This window comes from Burkholderia sp. Bp9142 (assembly GCF_003853415.1).
Lineage (GTDB): Bacteria > Pseudomonadota > Gammaproteobacteria > Burkholderiales > Burkholderiaceae > Burkholderia.
The window spans coordinates 1-18626 of sequence record NZ_QTPP01000067.1; the positions used below are offsets into that span (position 1 = coordinate 1).

Below are 18626 nucleotides of genomic sequence, written 5' to 3' on the forward strand. Positions count from 1 at the left end.
TTCCTGTCGGCGTTCCCGAGCGCCGCGCTCACGGGCCAGTCGTTCGTCGTCAGCCACGGCTGGTTCATGCAGTAACGGGCTCCGGCACGGGCGGCCGCGACGCGTGCCGCTCGTGCGGAGCCGCCGCCGGCCGGCAGAACGGCAAAAAAAACGCGCTCCGGGGAGCGCGTTTTTTGTTTCAGCAGGGCGGGCTGCCGCCCGCTGACGCCGACTTACTTCAGGACCGTTGCGACTGCATTGGCGACCGCGTCGAGGTTGCGCGTGTTCAGTGCTGCGACGCAGATCCGGCCGGTGCCGACTGCGTAGATGCCGAACTCTTCGCGCAGGCGATCGACTTGCGCCGAGGTCAGGCCCGAATACGAGAACATCCCGCGCTGCGCGTTGATGAAGCTGAAGTCGCGATCGACGCCGCTCGCCTTCAGGCGCTCGACGAGACCATTGCGCATCGCGCGGATGCGGTCGCGCATTTCGCCGAGTTCCTGCACCCACGCAGCGTGCAGTTCCGGCGACGCGAGCACGGCCGCGACGACTGCGCCGCCATGGGTCGGCGGGTTCGAGTAGTTCGTGCGGATCACGCGCTTCAGTTGCGACAGCACGCGCGTCGCTTCTTCCTTGCTCGACGTGATGATCGACAGCGCGCCGACACGCTCGCCGTACAGCGAGAACGACTTCGAGAACGACGACGACACGAATGCGTTCAGGTCGGCCGCGGCAAACAGGCGCACGGCAGCCGCATCGGCCTCGATGTTCTCGCCGAAGCCCTGGTAGGCCATGTCGAGGAACGGCACGAGGTTGCGCGCCTTGACGACGTCGACGACCTGCTGCCATTGCGCTTCGGTCAGGTCCACGCCGGTCGGGTTGTGGCAGCACGCGTGCAGCACGACGATCGTGCCTGCCGCATAGCCGTTCAGCGCCGACAGCATGCCGTCGAAGTTCACGCCGTTGGTGGCGGCGTCGTAGTACGGATAGGCGACGACTTCGAAGCCGGCCGCTTCGAACAGCGCGCGGTGGTTTTCCCAGCTCGGGTCGCTGATCGCGACCTTCGCGTTCGGGTTCACGGTGCGCAGGAAATCGGCGCCGATCTTCAATGCGCCCGTGCCGCCCAGTGCCTGCGCCGTGACCACACGGCCCGCGGCGATCAGCGGCGAATCGTTGCCGAGCAGCAGCTTCTGCACCGCTGCGTCGTAGGCGGCGATCCCGTCGATCGGCAGGTAGCCGCGCGGCAGGCCGGCGTCGACACGTGCCTTTTCCGCTTCGCGAACGGCGCGCAGCAGCGGAATCTTGCCTTCTTCGTTCGTGTACACACCGACGCCGAGGTTGACCTTGGTCGGACGCGTATCGGCGTTGAAGGCTTCGTTCAGGCCCAGGATCGGGTCGCGGGGAGCAAGCTGGACAGCGGAGAAGAGCGACATGATGATTCGGCAGTAGTGAAAAGAGGGTCAGGCTTTCATCCGGCGGGCGGGCGCAGCGGACCGCGCGCCAGCAGGCACGGCGCCGGAAAGCACAGGAGCCTGATATTGTAGCGAATTCACGCTTGTGGAGGCGGCGATTGCGCGGCGAATTGCGATTTCGGCCGGTTGCCGAGCGTCAGGAGCCGTCAGCGGTTCGCAACGCCGCGAAGCGCTAGAATAGTTTTTTTGCCCTCGCTCCGGCCGCACTCCATGTCCGAACATCACGCCGAAGTCGGCGACGCGCTCGACGAATCGAAATTCGTGACCTTCGAAGGGTCGCCGTTCCAGCTGTACCAACCGTATCCGCCCGCAGGCGACCAGCCGACCGCGATCGAGACGCTCGTCGAAGGTGTCGGCGACGGCCTCGCATTCCAGACGCTGCTCGGCGTGACCGGTTCGGGCAAGACCTTCACGATGGCCAACACGATTGCACGGCTCGGCCGCCCGGCAATCGTGTTCGCACCGAACAAGACGCTCGCGGCGCAGCTCTACGCGGAGTTCCGCGAGTTTTTCCCGCGCAATGCGGTCGAGTACTTCGTCTCGTACTACGACTATTACCAGCCGGAAGCTTACGTGCCGCAGCGCGACCTGTTCATCGAGAAGGACTCGTCGATCAACGAGCACATCGAGCAGATGCGGCTGTCGGCGACGAAGAGCCTGATGGAGCGCCGCGACGTGGTGATCGTCGCGACGGTGTCGGCGATCTACGGTATCGGCAACCCGTCCGAATACCACCAGATGATCCTGACGCTGCGCACCGGCGACAAGCTCGGCCAGCGCGACGTGATCGCGCGGCTGATCGCGATGCAGTACTCGCGCAACGAACAGGACTTCCAGCGCGGCACGTTCCGCGTGCGCGGCGACACGATCGACATCTTCCCGGCCGAGCACGCGGAGATGGCCGTGCGCGTCGAGCTGTTCGACGACGAGGTCGAGACGCTGCAGCTGTTCGACCCGCTGACCGGGCGCGTGCGGCAGAAGATTCCGCGCTTCACCGTGTATCCGTCGTCGCACTATGTGACGCCGCGCGACACCGTGATGCGTGCGGTCGAGACGATCAAGGACGAATTGCGCGAGCGCCTCGAGTTCTTCCACCGCGACGGCAAGCTCGTCGAGGCGCAGCGCCTCGAGCAGCGCACGCGCTTCGACCTCGAGATGCTGCAGGAGCTCGGCTTCTGCAAGGGCATCGAGAACTACTCGCGGCACTTCTCGGGCGCCGCGCCCGGCGAGCCGCCGCCGACGCTCGTCGACTACCTGCCGCCCGACGCGCTGATGCTGCTCGACGAATCGCACGTGCTGATCGGCCAGCTGAACGGCATGTACAACGGCGACCGCGCGCGCAAGGAAAACCTCGTCAACTACGGCTTCCGGCTGCCGTCGGCGCTTGACAACCGGCCGCTCAAGTTCCCGGAGTTCGAACGCAAGATGCGCCAGGTGGTGTTCGTGTCGGCGACGCCCGCGGACTACGAGCAGCGCGTGACGGGGCAGGTCGCCGAGCAGGTGGTGCGGCCGACCGGGCTCGTCGACCCGGAAATCGAAGTGCGCCCGGCAAGCTCGCAGGTCGACGACGTGCTGACCGAGATCAACGCGCGCGTGAACGCCGGCGAGCGGGTGCTGATCACCGTGCTGACGAAGCGGATGGCCGAGCAGCTTACCGAGTTCCTGGCCGACCACGGCGTCAAGGTGCGCTACCTGCACAGCGACATCGACACGGTGGAGCGGGTCGAGATCATCCGCGACCTGCGGCTCGGCACGTTCGACGTGCTGGTCGGGATCAACCTGTTGCGCGAAGGCCTCGACATTCCGGAAGTGGCGCTCGTCGCGATTCTGGACGCGGACAAGGAAGGCTTCCTGCGCGCGGAGCGCTCGCTGATCCAGACGATCGGCCGCGCGGCGCGCAACGTGAACGGCAAGGCCGTCCTCTACGCCGACACGATGACCGAATCGATGAAGCGCGCGATCGGCGAGACCGAGCGGCGCCGCGCGAAGCAGATCGCGCACAACGAGAAGATGGGCATCACGCCGCGCGGCGTCGTGAAGCGCATCAAGGACATCATCGACGGCGTCTACAACGCCGATGACGCGCGCGCCGAGCTGAAGGAAGCGCAGCAACGCGCGAAGTTCGAGGACATGTCGGAAAAGCAGATCGCGAAGGAAATCAAGCGGCTCGAAAAGCAGATGGCCGATTACGCGAAAAACCTCGAGTTCGAAAAGGCCGCGGCCACTCGCGATCAGCTGGCGCTGTTGCGCGAACGCGTATTCGGCGCGAACGTGGGCGACCACGTCAACGGCGGCCGGTAAATCTTTCCAAACGTCACTGAAGCCTCCCGGTAACGCCGTTGTAAGCCTTGTCAGATCAGGGGTTTACGCAGGATCTCGTTTGTTCCGGAGCCGGTTCGGTGCTAAACTCCGCATGTATTGAGAATAGTTCGCATTAACGTTCTTCATCGCGTTAGTGTTTTCGGTGAGCCGCCCAGGAGGGCGGTTCGCAGCATGTCAGACAAATAACAAGGAGTGTCCATGTTGGGTTCTTCGTTCATCCGCACGTCGGTTGCGGTAGCGGCGGCGCTTGCCGCGATGTCGGCCTCGGCGGCCGAATATCCGATCGGCAAGCAGCAGATCCAGGGCGGCATGGAAATCGGCGCGGTGTACCTGCAGCCGATCACGATGGATCCGGAAGGGATGATGCGCAAGGCGTCGGATTCCGACATCCACCTCGAGGCGGACATCCACGCGGTCAAGAACAACCCGACGGGTTTCGCGGAAGGCGACTGGATGCCGTACCTGCAGGTCACGTACAAGCTGACGAAGCAGGGCGACACCAAGTGGAAGGCCGAAGGCGACCTGATGGGCATGGTCGCGAGCGACGGCCCGCACTATGGCGACAACGTGAAGCTGGCCGGCCCCGGCAAGTACCACCTGACGATGACCGTCAAGCCGCCGATGCAGTCGGGTCACATGGCGTTCGGCCGTCACGTCGACAAGGAAACGGGCGTGGGCGCGTGGTTCAAGCCCGTCACCCTCGAATACGACTTCCCGTTCGCCGGCATCGGCAAGAAGGGCGGGTACTGATCGGTGGCATCACGGACGGCGCGCTTCGGCGCGCCGTCGGCGTAGAGAACCCAGAATGAAATTTCCCCAGAAAATCGTCGCCGCAGCCGCCGCGCTGTGGCTCGCCGGCGCGGCGCATGCCGCCGATCTGCCGACGTTCAAGCTCGAGATGACGGACGGCAAGCTGAATCCCGCCCGGATCGAAGTGCCGGCCGGCCAGCGCTTCAAGATCGAGATCAGGAATACCGGCAAGGGCGCCGCCGAATTCGAGAGCGTGCAGTTGCGCAAGGAGAAGGTGCTCGCACCGGGCGCCGATTCGTTCGTGGTTGTCGCCCCGCTGTCGCCGGGCGAGTACAAGTTTTTCGACGATTTCCACCAGCAGGCACAGGGCGTGATCGTCGCGAAGTAATGCGTTTTATCTGCGTGCGGGCGCGCGAGTACCTTGCTCCGCACGTCAGGAGGATTCAATGGGTCAGATCTTGTTCATCGTCTGGCGGGAGAGCGTCGAAGCGCTGCTCGTCGTCGGCATCCTCTATGCATGGCTGAAGAACGGCGACGACGACGCGCGCCGCGGCCTGCCCTTTCTGTGGACGGGCGTGGCAGTCGGCCTGCTGATGGCCATCGGTCTCGGCGCCGCGCTCGTCGGCTTCACCGAAGTGCTGTCCGGCGACGCACAGGACTATTTCCAGACCGCGATGGTGCTGATCGCGTGCGTGCTGATCGTGCAGATGGTGCTGTGGATGCGCCGGCACGGCCGCACGCTGAAGCGCGACATGGAGCAGTCGCTGCAGCAGAGCACGCGCGATTCGAACTGGTGGGGCGTTGCCGTGCTGGTCGCGCTCGCGATCGCCCGCGAAGGCAGCGAGACGGTGATCTTCCTGTACGGCCTCGGTTTCGGCCAGTCGGGGCATGTGGACGGCAGCCAGATGCTCGCGGTCGTGATCGGCCTCGGTCTCGCGTTCCTCACGTTCTATCTGCTGCAGCTCGGCGGCAAGTACTTCTCGTGGCGGCATTTCTTCCGTGTCACCGAAGTGATGCTGCTGTTCCTCGGTGCGGGCCTGTTCCAGACCGGCGTCGACAAGCTGATCGACAAGGAAATCCTGCCGCTCGGCATTTCGCAAGTGTGGGACACGTCAGGGATCCTCGATGATTCCGGCACGTTCGGTTCGCTCGTCGCGACGCTGACCGGCTATCGCGCACACCCGGCGCTGACCAACCTGGTCGCCTATGCGGCGTATTGGGCGGTGGTCTGGCTGCTGATGAAGCGCGCGAGCCGCCGTCCGGCCGTTCCTGCGGGTCGCGCGGCATGAGCGTTGTCGCCGCAGCCAAGCCGGGCTGGCTCGCGCAGGCCGGCCAGTGGATGCAGCGCCACGGCGCGGTGATCCGCGGCATCCAGTGGGTCGTCGTCGCCGTCTATGCGTTCCTGATCATCGTGCCGGCGGTGTTGCCGCTGCCGGACGATTCCGCGCACCTGTGGAACAACCTCACGCTGATCGCGCAGTTCGTGTTCTGGGGCATCTGGTGGCCGTTCGTGCTGCTGTCGATGGTGATGCTCGGCCGCGTCTGGTGCGGCGTGCTGTGCCCTGAAGGTGCGCTCACCGAATATGCGAGCCGGTTCGGCCGCGGCGGCGCGATTCCGCGCTGGATGCGGTGGGGCGGCTGGCCGTTCGTCGCATTCGGGCTCACGACGATCTACGGGCAGATGGTCAGCGTGTACCAGTACCCGCTGGCGGTGCTGTTCGTGCTCGGCGGCTCGACCGTCGGCGCGATCGTGATCGGCGTGCTGTACGGCCGCGAGAAGCGCGTGTGGTGCAAGTACCTGTGCCCGGTCAACGGCGTGTTCGGGTTGCTGTCGCGGCTCGCGCCGATGCGCTACAAGGTCGACGAGGATGCCTGGCGTCGCTCGTACAAGAACGGCGAGCACGGGCACCGCGTGATTCCGATCAATTGTGCGCCGCTCGTGCCGTTGCGCAACATGAAGGGCGCCGCCGCGTGCCACATGTGCGGCCGCTGCAGCGGGCATCGTGACGCGATCGCGCTGTCGTGGCGCTCGCCGTCCGACGAGGTCGTGAACCTCGGTGCGCAGCAGGCGAACCCGTGGGACACGGCGCTGATCCTGTACGGCCTGCTCGGCGTCGCGATCGGCGCGTTCCACTGGACCGTCAGCCCATGGTTCGTACAGATCAAGCAATGGCTCGCGGGCTGGCTGATCGATCGCGACATTACGTGGCCGCTCGAGACCAATGCACCGTGGTTCCTGCTCACGCATTACCCGGATCGCAATGACGTGTTCTCGTGGCTCGACGGCGGTCTGATCGTCAGCTACATCGTCGGTACGGGGCTCGTGTACGGCACCGCGCTGCTCGTGCTGCTGGCCGGCGCGACGCTGATGCTCGGCCGTTTCGACCGCGTGCGTCTCCATCATCTCGCGCAGGCGCTGATCCCGATCGCGGGGGCGGGCGTGTTCCTCGGGCTGTCGGCGACGACGCTGTCGCTGCTGCGGGCCGAGCACGTGCCGCTCGGCTGGGCAACCGACGTGCGCATCGCGATTCTGGTCTGCGCGAACGCGTGGAGCGCCTGGCTTGCATGGAAGGTGACGGGGCGCTATGCGCCGTGGCCGCGCCGACTCGCAGCATTCGCGTGGTTCGCGGCCGGCCTGGCCGTCGTCGACAGCGCGTGGTGGTTGATGTTCTGGGGTTTCTGAGGCGGGATCGACGGCCTTGCGGCCACGTTCCGGAGTGAGCCGGCGAAAGTGTTCCGCCGCCGGCCCCGGAGCGCGCTGAAGCAGCAGCGCCGATAGCCGCGATGCCTTTTCCATTGCATCCGGACGCCCAAACAAAAAAGCGACACGTCCTTCGACGTGTCGCTTTTTTTCTTCCTTGTGCGAGAACCAAAAAAAGTGGCTTGGCTTGCTGCAACGGCTGCTTGAGTGTGTTTGCACGAAGGGGTCTAGATCTCGCGTGCAAGCCGTTACGCTGGCTACTGCCCAACACCTCTCAGGGAGGTGGTCCCCACAATACGCTGTCGCTACTTCGTCAGGATCAGTTTGCCGAGCCGCGTGGCACGCAACTGATATGTCTCTCCGTTATGCGCGATGCTGATATGGCTATGACCTTGCAGCAGCGCATCGCTGTTGAGGGTCCGTGTGCCGGCATCGCGGCTTCCGGCGGGCTTCGCCGGCGTCGTGACCGCTGCCGTCTTCTGACGGTTGCCGCTTGCAGTGCCGGTCGTGCGGCGCAAGGTCAGCGTGGTCGGGCGCGTGGTGTCGGTCATTCGGTTGATCGGTGACTGTCGATACGATGGAATGATTCTAAATGATAACTATTCCCATTTACAAAAACTCTTTATCGATCGATATGACAAATCCGATAGCTTGAATCAAAGAGGCGGCCGAAGGCCGCCGCCGACGTCAGTGAAGCGGGTCCGGATCCTTGCGCCCTTGTGCGTATTCGCGGATCAGGCGCACCGTGTCGATGTCCGACGTGCGATACGCTTCCTTGACGATGCCGTGCGTCTGACGCGCTTCCTCACTGTCGTCCGTGACAGTCAGCGTCGTGCGATATTCGAAGCGCAGGAACAGCTCGTGGTCGTCGCGCTCCTCGATCGTCATCGTCAGCGAGCCGCCGATTTCACCGCCGGCCGCGCGGATGTCGTAGCGCACTTGCTGGTTCGGCGTGAACGTCACGTGGTCGCGCACGGTCGCATGCCCGTAGTGCAGCTCGCGTTCGAGCGTCGTATCCGTCCGTTCGTGGATGACGCAGCTGTCGAGGCCGATCACGAACAGCTGCGGCTGTTCGGCGCGCAGCACCAGGCCTTCCCAGAGCTGGTCGCGGGTGAGGGCCGGCACGGCCGGATCGTCGGAGTTGATCTGGATCAGATGTTCGAAGTTCAAGGGGACGGGTTCCTTCTGGTGGCGGGCAGCCACATGGTTCAAGAAGTCATTGTGACGCAAAACGAGCGGTTTCGCGGCACCTGCGGCCCCCATCGCACGTCACGCTTCGATGCGGCCCATGCGGCCGGTCTGGTAGTCGACGACGGCCTGCCGGATCTCTTCCTCGGTATTCATCACGAACGGGCCATAGCGGACGATCGGCTCGTTGAGCGGCACGCCGCCGATCAGCAGCAGCTCAAGCGGCGTATCGCCCGCTTCGAACGTCACCGCGTCGCCATCGTCACCGTAGACGACCATGTGCCGTGCGTCGACAAGCTGCCGTTCGGGCCCGTAGCGGCCCGCTCCGTCGAGCGGGTAGGCGAACACACGATAACCTGCCGGCACCGGCTGCGTGACCGTTGCGCCCGGTTGCAGCGTGAAATGCTGGTAGAGGATCGGCGTGCGCGTCTCGATCGCCGCGCGCACGCCGAACGCTTCGCCGGCGATCACGCGGACCTGCACACGGCCGTCCGGCGATGTCGCGCTCGGGATCCGGCCGGCCGGGATTTCCTGGTAGCGCGGTGCGATCAGCTTGTCGCGCCGCGGCAGGTTGACCCACAGCTGGAAGCCGTGCGAGCGTCCGCCTGCCTGCGCGAACCCGGGGTCGGGCATTTCGCTGTGCACCACGCCCGCGCCGGCCGTCATCCACTGCACGTCGCCGGGCCCGAGCGCGCCGGCGTGGCCGGTCGAATCGCGATGGCGAAAGCGCCCGTCGAGCACGTAGGTGACCGTCTCGAAGCCACGATGCGGATGGTCGGGTGCGCCCTTGGCTTCGCCAGGGGCGTAGTCGACGGGGCCCATTTCATCGAGCAGCAGGAACGGATCGAAATCCATCAGCAGCCGGGTCGGGAACGGGCGGTGAACCACGAAGCCGCCGCCTTCGGTCGTGCGAAGTGCGGGGTACGTGCGGTCAAGCGAGCGAGCGGTCGTCATGGAAAAGCCCTCGATGTCATCGGAATAGCGTTATTTTTGAAACATAGCGCTATTATATTGGGCGTTTTACGGTCCGATTTGCGGCGGTTCGCAATGGATTGTTCTGAAATTGGAACGATGACATGAACATCGATGCACACAACCTGAACGACCTCATGTACTTTTCACAGGTCGTCGAACACGGTGGTTTCTCGGCTGCGGAACGCGTGCTGGGTATCTCGAAATCGCGCCTGTCCCGGCGGCTGACCGAACTCGAGGCCGCGCTGGGCGTGCGCCTGCTGCAGCGTTCGACGCGCAAGCTCGCGCTGACCGAGGCGGGGGAACTCTTCTACCAGCATTGCCAGGCGATGCTCGCCGAAGCCCAGGCCGCGATGAACGCCGTGCAGCAGCTGCGCTCGTCGCCGCGCGGCTCGGTGCGCGTGAGCGTCCCCGTCACGCTGTCGCAGACCATGCTGTCGCGCATCCTCCCCGAATTTCTGCACCGCTATCCCGAGGTGAAGGTACACATCCGTGTGACGAATCGCGTGATCGACCTGTTCGAGGATTCGATCGACGTCGCGTTGCGCGTGCGCTCCGAGCCGCCGCAGAACGCGAACATCGTCGTGCGGCCACTGTGGCGGACCGAGCAGATGCTGGTCGGCGCGCCGAGCCTGCTGAGCCAGAATGCGCCGCCGCTCGTGCCGGACGATCTGGCGCACTTCGAGACGCTCGATACGCCGAGCGTCGACGGACGGCACGTGTTCAACCTGATCGCGCCGGATGGCACCCGTCACTTGCACGAGCACGATCCGAGGCTCGTGACGGCCGACCTGATGACGATCCGTGAGGCCGTGCTCGACGGCCTCGGCATCGCGGCGCTGCCCGAGATGATGTACGGCAATGCATTGCGCGCGGGACAGTTGTCGCCGGTGATGCCGGGCTGGACGCTGCCGGTGCCGCAACTCTACGCGGTGTTCGTGTCGCGGCAGGGGATGCCGCCCGCGGTCCGCGCGTTTGTCGACTACCTGGTCGAGAAGCTCGACCACGGCGATTACAAGCAGCCGAGCTGCCCCGAGCGCGGGAAGAAGGAAGCCGCGGCGGCTGATGCTTCGGCCACCTGAACGCAAGATGCGCGTCGTGGCAAATTTGTTTTGTCATTGAAGCGCCGCCTGCAATCGCAAGTTTCAATCGCCGGGGCCTTGAATGCGCAAGCGCGCAGGCCTATATTGAAATCCCATTTCGCGAAGGAAGTTGTGAGCGGAATCAGGTGGCCGCATATATTGCGAGCCAGATAGGGCAGAACGCGCAGTCCGTGCAGACCACGGTAGCCGCATTTGCGTTGCTCGAGGCGCAACCGATACCGCCGAAGAGCCCGCCGCCCGAAGGCGCCCGCGTGCGCATGAAAAAAGGCCTTCATCTGGCGATGAAGGCCTTTTACTTTGTGCGTGGCCGGCGAGGTGCGGCCGGCAAGGGCGAACGGCGACGCGAAAAAATGCGCGTGCGTTACTTCGCCTTCGCGGTCGGCTCCGTCACGAAGCCGAGTTTCGTCAGGCCGCCGGCCTGCGCATCGGACATGACTTCGGCCACACGCTCATAGGCAACCTTGCGATCGGCGCGCAGATGCAACTCCGGTTGCGGCTGATGCTGTGCCGCTTCCGCGATGTGCGCCTGCAACTGCTCGCGCGTGACCGTCTGGTCGTTCCACAGGATCGTGCCGTTGCCCTGGATCGCGACGTCGACCGTCTGCGGCTTCTCGTCGACGGGCTGGCTGCTTGCGTGCGGCAGGTCGATCTTCACCGCGTGCTGCATTGCCGGGATCGTCACGAGGAAAATGATCAGGAGTACGAGCATGACGTCGACGAGCGGCGTCATGTTGATCTCGCTCATCACGCCATCGTCGTCGTCATCGCTGAAGCCGGTGTTCATTGCCATGGTTCACCCCGTCTCAGCTGGCGCGCGTCGCGAGACGCAGGCCGTCGCGGGGCGACGACGACGCGAGGCGCGCGCCCGTCACGAAATACGCGTGCAGGCCGTGCGCGAAGCGGCGCAGCTTGCTGACGACGCCCTTGTTCGCGCGGGTCAGTGCGTTGTAGCCGAGCACCGCGGGAATGGCGACGAACAGGCCGAAGGCCGTCATGATCAGCGATTCGCCGACGGGGCCCGCGACCTGGTCGATCGACGTCTGGCCGGTTGCGCCGATCGCGAGCAGTGCGTGATAGATGCCCCACACCGTGCCGAACAGGCCCACGAACGGCGCCGTGCTGCCGATCGACGCGAGAATCGCCAGGCCGGCCTGCATGCGCGAGATGCCTTCGTCCATCGTGTCCTTCAGGCAGCGCGTGACCCAGTCCGACACGTCCATGCGGTCGTGCAGGTGCGGCTGCGTCTGATGGTGGTGATCGGCGGCTTCCTTGCCCGACAGCGCGAGCGCGAGGAACGGGTTGTCGCTCGGCGTCGATGCGGCGAGACCGAGCTTCTTGACGCCGTCGTCGAAGTCGTCCGAATGCCAGAATGCCTGTTCCGCGTTTTTCGTGAGGCGGTTCAGGCGAATCACGTTCCAGCCCTTGACGATGATCACGATCCACGACAGGACCGACATCACGAGCAGCGTGATCGCGATGGCGCGCGTGACGAAATCACCTTGCGCCCAGACGTGCGCGATACCGTAGCTTTGCATTTTTGTTTCCTTTGAATCTTCCGGATGAGGCAGGTTAGTCGGTGAGCCCGAAGTTGTAGGGTTGCGTGCGGGCGGCGCGGATCGCCTGGCCGTTCTCGATATACGGACGGCAGGTCGTCGAGCGCATTGCGTCGAGTGCGGCGTCGTCGAGGCGCGGATAACCGCTGCTCTTCTGCAGCTCGACGCTTTCGATCTTGCCGGTCACGCCGACGACGAAGTGAACATAGGCGGTGCCCGATTCGCCGCGGCGACGCGACATCGACGGGTAGTCGGGTTTCACGAAATTGCATTGGAGCGCCGGCACGTTCTTTGGCGCGCTGACCTGCATCGTGTCGCGAGCCGGGCCGGGCGTGGCGGCTGGCGCTGCAGGTGCGGGCGCGGCAGGAGCCGGCGTCGGATCGGCAGCCGGCGCGGGCGTCGGTGACGGGGCAGGCGATTGTGCAACGGGCTGAGGCGTCGGCTTCGCCGCCTTCTGCACCGGCTTCGGCTCGACCTTCGGTTTGACGCGCGGGGCGGGCTTCGGCGGCGCGGGCTGCGGGATCGATTCGGCTGCGACCTGCTGGGCGATCGGCGCAGGTGTAATGAGTTGCGCGGTGATCGACTGGACCTCGACCGATTTCGGCGGCGGAGCGTTGCGATGGAGCCACGCGGCCGTCAACATGATCGCGTGTGCGGCAAGCACACCGACCGCGACGGTGATGACCCGGGGATTCATTCGTGGAGCAGCCGACAGGACGCCGGCAGGAGCGGATTGCGAAGCCTGCATGTTAGCTTGAAAGAACGACGTCGCACCCGGGGCGCGGCGGGTGGATCGGTACTACTTGCGGAAGATCAGCAGCGAGATGCACACGGTGGTCACAAATCCGATCAGCAATTCCATGACAGGCTCCTTGGCAGGTAAGCCGCTGGCTCGCGCGGAAGATGGCTTGCTGACGGTCAGACATCAAATGCGGCCGGGGCCGCATGCGTATGCTCGGCGCCGCTCAGGCGGCCTTGCGGTCGTAGAACGTCACCGGGATCGGATGAGCGTGGTGCTCGACACCGCACCGGCTCGCGCAGACGCCTTGCTCGGCCATGAGGTCGCGTACGGACTCCTCGCACTTGCCGCAGCACGTGGCCACGCCGAGCTCGAACTGGAGTTCATCGAAAGAACTCACGCCCTCGGCGAGGGACGCGCGAATCTTGCGATCGGAAACAGACTTGCACACGCAGACGATCATGATGAGTTGCGATAGCTAACGTTAATGCGAATTATTATCATTAAATTTGCGGACGTTGACAAGCCTGGGTTCGGCTTTTTTTAAGGTCATCGGACCCTTGAAACGGCGGGGCGGACGGAGAGGGCGCGCCGGCGGTGTGCCGGCGCGGGTCAGGCGGTCGCGCAGGCGCGCGCGTTCGGCGAGGAAATGGTGACGGATTCGACCGGCGCGTCGAGGCCGAGCAGCGTCGACGCGAGTGCGCGCAGTTGCAGGCCGTCGCTCGTCGAGCAGAAGCGCGGCGGCGCGGCACGCGTGCCGGCCGGCGCGCGCAGGCCGCGTTCGTCGAGCACCCGCGCGAGCTGGCGGGCGATGGCATCGCTCGTGTCGACGATCGTCAGGCGGTCGCCGACAAGGTCACGAATCGTTTCCGTGAAGAACGGGTAGTGCGTGCAGCCGAGCACCAGCGTGTCGGCGCCGTCGTCGAGCATCGGTTGCAGGTAACGCTCGAGCAACGCGCGCAAGGCGGGCGAGTTCGTGTCGCCGCGTTCGATCGCTTCGACGAGCCCGTGGCCCGGTTGGCAGATGAAGCGGCGGCCGGCGCCGTAGCGGTCGAGCAGCGCCTGGAAGCGCGGGCTGTTCAGCGTCGATTGCGTCGCGAGGACGCCCGCGACGCCGGTCGTGGACAGCGCGGCGGCCGGTTTGATGCCCGGCTCGACACCGACGAGCGGTATCGACAGGCGTTCGCGGATGACCGCGATCGCCCGTGCCGTGGCGGTGTTGCACGCGATGACGAGCGCTTTCGCCCCTTCGCGGGCGAGCCACTCGCCGATGGCCAGCGTGCGCTCTGTAATGAACGCCTCGTCGCGCGGACCATACGGCGCGTGGTGCGAATCGGCGACGTAGACGAACGACTCGCCGGGCAGGTGCGCGCGCGCAGCGCGCAGCACCGACAGGCCGCCGAGCCCCGAATCGAAGATCCCGACGGGGGCGGCGGGGTGGACCCCGGAAGCGGCCGGTTGGTGCGTCATCGTCATGCGGACGGCGAGGTGGCGATCGTGGCAGCGGTGGTGATTACTCGGGCGAACCCATCATCGTTTGCTGGTAGTTCTGCAGGCCGACCTTGCCGATCAGGTCAATCTGCGTTTCCAGCCAGTCGATGTGCTCTTCGGTGTCGTCGAGGATCTTTTCGAAGATCTCGCGCGACACGTAGTCACGCACCGATTCGCAGTAAGCGATCGCTTCCTTGCACGTGGACTGCGAGATCTGCTCGAGCTTCAGGTCGCACTTCAGGATCTCTTCGGTCTCCTCGCCGACGAGCAGCTTGTGCAGATCCTGCAGGTTCGGCAGGCCGTCGAGCATGAACACGCGTTCGATCAGCCAGTCGGCGTGCTTCATTTCGCCGATCGATTCGTCGTATTCGTGCTTGCCGAGCTTGTCGAGGCCCCAGTGCTTGTACATGCGCGCATGCAGGAAGTACTGGTTGATCGCCGTGAGTTCATTCTTCAGTTGGGCGTTCAGGTATTCGATGACTTTCTTGTCGCCTTGCATGGCTGTTCCTTGTTCAGTGGGGCTTCAGAAACCGAACGATAATCGCTCGAACGAGAAAAGCCAAGCCTCGAAGCCTTGCCGGACCTGCCTTTTGCGTGTAATGAGAATCAGCCTCGAACAACCGGCCGCGCGCAATAATGAGAATGAGAAGTAAAAAGGCCGGACTCCCGTCCGGCCTTGCGTTCGATCGCGCTTAAGCCGCTGCGACCGGGATCTTGCCGATCTTCGCCTGCCATTCCTTCGGGCCGGTCTGGTGCACCGACGTGCCCGACGAATCGACAGCAACTGTTACAGGCATGTCCTGCACGTCGAACTCGTAGATTGCTTCCATGCCGAGGTCTTCGAATGCGAGCACCTTCGCGCCGCGGATCGCCTTCGACACGAGGTAGGCCGCACCGCCGACCGCCATCAGGTACGCCGCCTTGTGCTTCTTGATCGCGTCGATCGCGACCGGGCCGCGTTCTGCCTTGCCGACCATCGAGATCAAACCCGTCTGGGCGAGCATCGTCTCGGTGAACTTGTCCATCCGCGTGGCCGTCGTCGGGCCTGCCGGGCCGACCACTTCGTCGCGCACCGGATCGACCGGGCCGACGTAGTAGATCACGCGGTTCGTGAAGTCGACCGGCAGCTTCTCGCCCTTCGCGAGCATGTCGGCAATGCGCTTGTGCGCGGCGTCGCGGCCCGTGAGCATCTTGCCCGACAGCAGCAGCGTCTGGCCCGGCGTCCAGCTCGCGACTTCTTCCGGCGTCAGCGTGTTCAGGTCGACGCGCTTGCTGGTTTCCGTGTTCGGTTCCCACTGGACCTTCGGCCAGGCGTCGAGCGACGGCGCTTCAAGCTTGGCCGGGCCCGAGCCGTCGAGCACGAAGTGCGCGTGGCGGGTTGCCGCGCAGTTCGGGATCAGCGCGACCGGCTTCGACGCCGCGTGCGTCGGAGCGGTCATGATCTTCACGTCGAGCACGGTCGCGAGGCCGCCGAGGCCCTGTGCGCCGATGCCGAGCGCGTTGACCTTCTCGTGCAGCTCGACCCGCAGTTCCTCGACCCAGTCCTTCGGGCCGCGCGCGATGATTTCCTGGATGTCGATCGGCTCCATCAGCGATTCCTTCGCCATCAGCATCGCCTTTTCGGCGGTGCCGCCGATGCCGATCCCGAGCATGCCCGGCGGGCACCAGCCCGCGCCCATCGTCGGGACCGTCTTCAGCACCCAGTCGACGATCGAGTCGGACGGGTTCAGCATCACGAACTTCGACTTGTTCTCCGAGCCGCCGCCCTTCGCCGCGACCTGCACGTCGACCTTGTCGCCCGGCACGATCTCGTAGTGGATCACGGCCGGCGTGTTGTCCTTCGTGTTCTTGCGAGCGCCTTCCGGCGGGTTGACGATGGATGCGCGCAGCACGTTGTCCGGGTGCGTGTAACCGCGGCGCACGCCTTCGTTGATCATGTCGGTGAGACCCATCGTCGCGCCGTCCCAGCGCACGTCCATGCCGACCTTCACGAAGATCGTGACGATGCCGGTGTCCTGGCAGATCGGGCGGCGGCCTTCCGCGCACATGCGGCTGTTCGTGAGGATCTGCGCGATCGCGTCCTTCGCGGCCGGGCTCTCTTCCAGCTCGTACGCACGGCCGAGGGCCTGGATGTAGTCGAGCGGGTGGTAGTAGCTGATGTACTGCAGCGAATCCGCGATGCTCTGGATCAGGTCTTCCTGTTTGATGACGGTCATGGCTGAGACTCTGTGGGACTGTGGGGAATGCGTTTATGCGTTGACGGCTGCTTTGGCCGGCTTGCTGGACTCGTTCGCTGCAGGCGCGTGCGTCTCGTGGAAATGGGCCGGGTGCGTGTGGGTCGTCAGGCGGTCGACCCACGCCATCACGAGCGCCGACACGAGGAACGACACGTGGATGATCACCTGCCACATGATCGCGTGCGTCGTGTGCTGGTCCGGGTTGATGAAGGTCTTCAGCAGGTGGATCGACGAAATGCTGATCAGCGCCATCGACAGCTTGACTTTCAGCACGCCCGCGTTCACATGGTCGAGCCACTCGGGCTCGTCGGGGTGGCCCTCGATGCCGAGGCGCGAAACGAACGTTTCGTAGCCGCCGACGATCACCATGATCAGCAGGTTCGAGATCATCACCACGTCGATCAGGCCGAGCACGGCGAGCATCACGCTGATCTCGTCGAGGCTGGTCGCGTGCGACAGCAGGTGCCAGACTTCCTTCAGGAACAGGAATACATAGACGGCCTGCGCGACGATCAGGCCCAGATAAAGCGGAACCTGGAGCCAGCGGCTCATGAAGATCAGCGCGGGCAGGGGGCGCAGCGGACGACGGGTGGAGCCGGGCGAATGCGGGGCAGACATGATGGAGGGTTGGGCGCTGTGCGCAGGTATCGAGGGTAATCTTGAAAAAGGCGCGCTATTGTAACGCGTCGGCCGGCGCGACTGCAGCGACGCGCCGGGGTTGCCGGGGACGGATCAGGATGCGGCGGCCGGCACGCGCTTCACGCGCAGGCTCGCGAGCACGATGCCGGTGACGACGCACGCGAGTGCAATGCCGTGCGCGAGCGTCGGACGTTCGCCGAGGAATGCGATGCCGTACGCGGCTGCCGCGACCGGCAGCACGGCGCTGAACACGCCGGCGAGGCTGCCCGGCACGTGCCGGATGCCCTTCATCCACAGCCAGAACGAGAAGATGCTGGCCGACAGCCCGTACCAGACGACGAGCGCCCACGTACTGGCCGGCACGCTCGCGTAATCGAAATGCCACAGCGCCGTCGCGCCGAGCGGCAGCATCAGGAACAGGCCGAACAGGTGCGTGTATGCGCAGATGTCGATCGGCGCGAGCGTCTGCGTGAGCCGGCGCGACAGGATCACGTAGATCGATTCGCAGCAGACGGCGCCGAGGATCAGCAGGTTGCCGGTCAGCGAGCCGGACGACGTGCCGCCGGCGCCGTGCGCGGACGCGCTGCCCGCGTTCCCATTGGCGAGATTGATCGTCACGACGCCGGCGATCGCGAGCGCGATCGATATGAGCGCACGGCCGTTCGGTTTTTCACGCAGGATCAGCCACGCGAACAGCGCGACGATGGCCGGGATCGTGCTGGTGATCACGCCGGCCGCGACCGCGCTCGTGCGCTGCACGCCGTTGAGCATCAGCAGCGTAAACATGAAGGTGCCGAAGAACGCCTGCAGGAACAGGTTCAGCCATTCCGCGCGCCGGACCGCGCGCATCTTCACCGGGCTGAACAGCGGCCACAGCACGGCGATCGCGATCACGAAGCGCAGCGTGGCAAGGATGGCGACCGGGACGAAGACGACGATGGATTTACCGATACCGACGTTGCTGCCGACAAACAGCATCGACAGAATGAGGAAGAGGGCGTAGCGATTCAAGCTGGAGTCCGGAAGGCGAGTTCAGTTAGGATTGTAGGGTCGCGCTCGTTACAGCGTAAAGCTGGGAGCGGCGCCGCCCGGCGGGCGAAAACGGCCGTAGCGCGTAAGTGACGGGTAAGTTGGAGCGCTTATTGTGAAAGCTGCCGGGTCGCCTGGTCACCATCGTGTGACGTGGTGCGGTGCAGCATCGCGCGGCAGCCTTCGGGCCGGCGCGGGTGATGGGTAGGAGACAGCGGCGCGCATGCGCCGGCCAAGACGCGCGGCGCGCACGATCGCGCCGCCATGCAGAGGATTCATGTTCACCAAGGGGTAGTCGATGTCTGCGATTGAATCGGTTCTTCACGAAACCCGTCAGTTTGCGCCGCCCGAGGCGCTCGAGAAGGCGGCGGCCATTTCCGGCATGCCGGCCTACCAGGCGCTGGCCGCCGAGGCCGAGCAGGATTACGAAGGCTTCTGGGCGCGTCTCGCG

19 protein-coding genes and 1 pseudogene are annotated in these 18626 nt (G+C 65.0%); 7 read left to right on the forward strand and 13 right to left on the reverse strand.

Annotation, left to right across the window (positions count from 1 at the left end; genetic code table 11):
• Window positions 1-212: 212 nt before the first annotated feature.
• Window positions 213-1412, reverse strand: a complete 1200-nt coding sequence (locus tag DIE22_RS37100; protein ID WP_124502092.1) for an amino acid aminotransferase — start codon at window positions 1410-1412, stop codon at window positions 213-215.
• A 249-nt stretch (window positions 1413-1661) separates the two neighbouring features.
• On the opposite strand from DIE22_RS37100, the gene uvrB reads away from it, so the two are divergent.
• The 5 genes from uvrB (at window position 1662) to DIE22_RS37130 (ending at window position 7206) form a co-directional block, all read left to right on the forward strand.
• Window positions 1662-3752, forward strand: a complete 2091-nt coding sequence (uvrB, locus tag DIE22_RS37110; protein ID WP_124502093.1) for an excinuclease ABC subunit UvrB — start codon at window positions 1662-1664, stop codon at window positions 3750-3752.
• 219 nt (window positions 3753-3971) lie between these two features.
• Window positions 3972-4523, forward strand: coding sequence for an iron transporter (locus DIE22_RS37115; protein ID WP_124502094.1), 552 nt, complete (start codon window positions 3972-3974; stop codon window positions 4521-4523).
• A gap of 55 nt (window positions 4524-4578) precedes the next feature.
• Complete coding sequence (locus DIE22_RS37120; protein WP_006760846.1) at window positions 4579-4911, forward strand: cupredoxin domain-containing protein; 333 nt, start codon at window positions 4579-4581, stop codon at window positions 4909-4911.
• Window positions 4912-4969: 58 nt separating this feature from the next.
• Window positions 4970-5812 (forward strand): FTR1 family protein, encoded by an 843-nt coding sequence (locus DIE22_RS37125; RefSeq protein ID WP_124502095.1) that lies wholly within the window; start codon window positions 4970-4972, stop codon window positions 5810-5812.
• The gene (locus tag DIE22_RS37130; RefSeq protein WP_124607483.1) at window positions 5809-7206 is read left to right on the forward strand and encodes a 4Fe-4S binding protein; all 1398 of its coding nucleotides are present in this window, start codon (window positions 5809-5811) and stop codon (window positions 7204-7206) included. Before DIE22_RS37125 ends, DIE22_RS37130 begins: the two co-directional genes overlap by 4 nt.
• 323 nt (window positions 7207-7529) lie before the next feature.
• On the opposite strand, the gene hemP is transcribed toward DIE22_RS37130, so the two are convergent.
• The 3 genes from hemP to DIE22_RS37150 all read right to left on the reverse strand — a co-directional run bounded on the left by hemP (window position 7530) and on the right by DIE22_RS37150 (window position 9366).
• Window positions 7530-7775 (reverse strand): hemin uptake protein HemP, encoded by a 246-nt coding sequence (gene hemP, locus DIE22_RS37140; protein ID WP_124502098.1) that lies wholly within the window; start codon window positions 7773-7775, stop codon window positions 7530-7532.
• A 136-nt stretch (window positions 7776-7911) separates the two neighbouring features.
• The gene (locus tag DIE22_RS37145) at window positions 7912-8394 is read right to left on the reverse strand and encodes an SRPBCC family protein (protein WP_124607484.1); all 483 of its coding nucleotides are present in this window, start codon (window positions 8392-8394) and stop codon (window positions 7912-7914) included.
• A gap of 99 nt (window positions 8395-8493) precedes the next feature.
• Window positions 8494-9366, reverse strand: coding sequence for a pirin family protein (locus DIE22_RS37150; protein WP_124502100.1), 873 nt, complete (start codon window positions 9364-9366; stop codon window positions 8494-8496).
• Between the two features lie 122 nt (window positions 9367-9488).
• Here DIE22_RS37150 and DIE22_RS37155 point away from each other — a divergent pair, with 122 nt between their 5' ends.
• Window positions 9489-10466 (forward strand): LysR family transcriptional regulator, encoded by a 978-nt coding sequence (locus DIE22_RS37155; RefSeq protein WP_124502101.1) that lies wholly within the window; start codon window positions 9489-9491, stop codon window positions 10464-10466.
• Window positions 10467-10848: 382 nt separating this feature from the next.
• Here DIE22_RS37155 and DIE22_RS37160 read toward each other — a convergent pair whose 3' ends face one another.
• From DIE22_RS37160 to DIE22_RS37200, 9 genes are all read right to left on the reverse strand, one after another.
• A complete protein-coding gene (locus DIE22_RS37160) occupies window positions 10849-11277 on the reverse strand; it encodes an ExbD/TolR family protein (RefSeq protein WP_006754473.1) in 429 nt (142 codons plus the stop codon).
• 13 nt (window positions 11278-11290) lie between these two features.
• Entirely contained in the window at window positions 11291-12022 is a 732-nt protein-coding gene (locus DIE22_RS37165; RefSeq protein ID WP_124502102.1) for a MotA/TolQ/ExbB proton channel family protein, read from the reverse strand.
• A gap of 34 nt (window positions 12023-12056) precedes the next feature.
• Window positions 12057-12788 carry an energy transducer TonB gene (locus DIE22_RS37170; RefSeq protein WP_124607485.1) on the reverse strand — a complete coding sequence of 244 codons (732 nt, stop codon included), beginning with the start codon at window positions 12786-12788 and terminating at the stop codon, window positions 12057-12059.
• A gap of 217 nt (window positions 12789-13005) precedes the next feature.
• Window positions 13006-13242, reverse strand: a complete 237-nt coding sequence (locus DIE22_RS37175) for a bacterioferritin-associated ferredoxin (protein WP_011885486.1) — start codon at window positions 13240-13242, stop codon at window positions 13006-13008.
• 149 nt (window positions 13243-13391) lie between these two features.
• The gene (gene murI / locus DIE22_RS37180) at window positions 13392-14255 is read right to left on the reverse strand and encodes a glutamate racemase (RefSeq protein ID WP_409364676.1); all 864 of its coding nucleotides are present in this window, start codon (window positions 14253-14255) and stop codon (window positions 13392-13394) included.
• Window positions 14256-14292: 37 nt separating this feature from the next.
• A complete protein-coding gene (gene bfr / locus DIE22_RS37185) occupies window positions 14293-14769 on the reverse strand; it encodes a bacterioferritin (RefSeq protein ID WP_006482753.1) in 477 nt (158 codons plus the stop codon).
• 193 nt (window positions 14770-14962) lie between these two features.
• Complete coding sequence (locus DIE22_RS37190) at window positions 14963-16486, reverse strand: fumarate hydratase (protein ID WP_124502105.1); 1524 nt, start codon at window positions 16484-16486, stop codon at window positions 14963-14965.
• A gap of 33 nt (window positions 16487-16519) precedes the next feature.
• On the reverse strand, window positions 16520-17125 hold the full coding sequence (locus tag DIE22_RS37195) for a TIGR00645 family protein (RefSeq protein WP_124607486.1): 606 nt from the start codon (window positions 17123-17125) through the stop codon (window positions 16520-16522).
• 114 nt (window positions 17126-17239) lie between these two features.
• Complete coding sequence (locus tag DIE22_RS37200; protein ID WP_124607487.1) at window positions 17240-18157, reverse strand: DMT family transporter; 918 nt, start codon at window positions 18155-18157, stop codon at window positions 17240-17242.
• 316 nt (window positions 18158-18473) lie between these two features.
• Between DIE22_RS37200 and DIE22_RS37210 the strand changes: the two are divergent.
• Window positions 18474-18626 (forward strand): annotated as a pseudogene (locus DIE22_RS37210) (AMP-dependent synthetase); the annotation flags it as partial.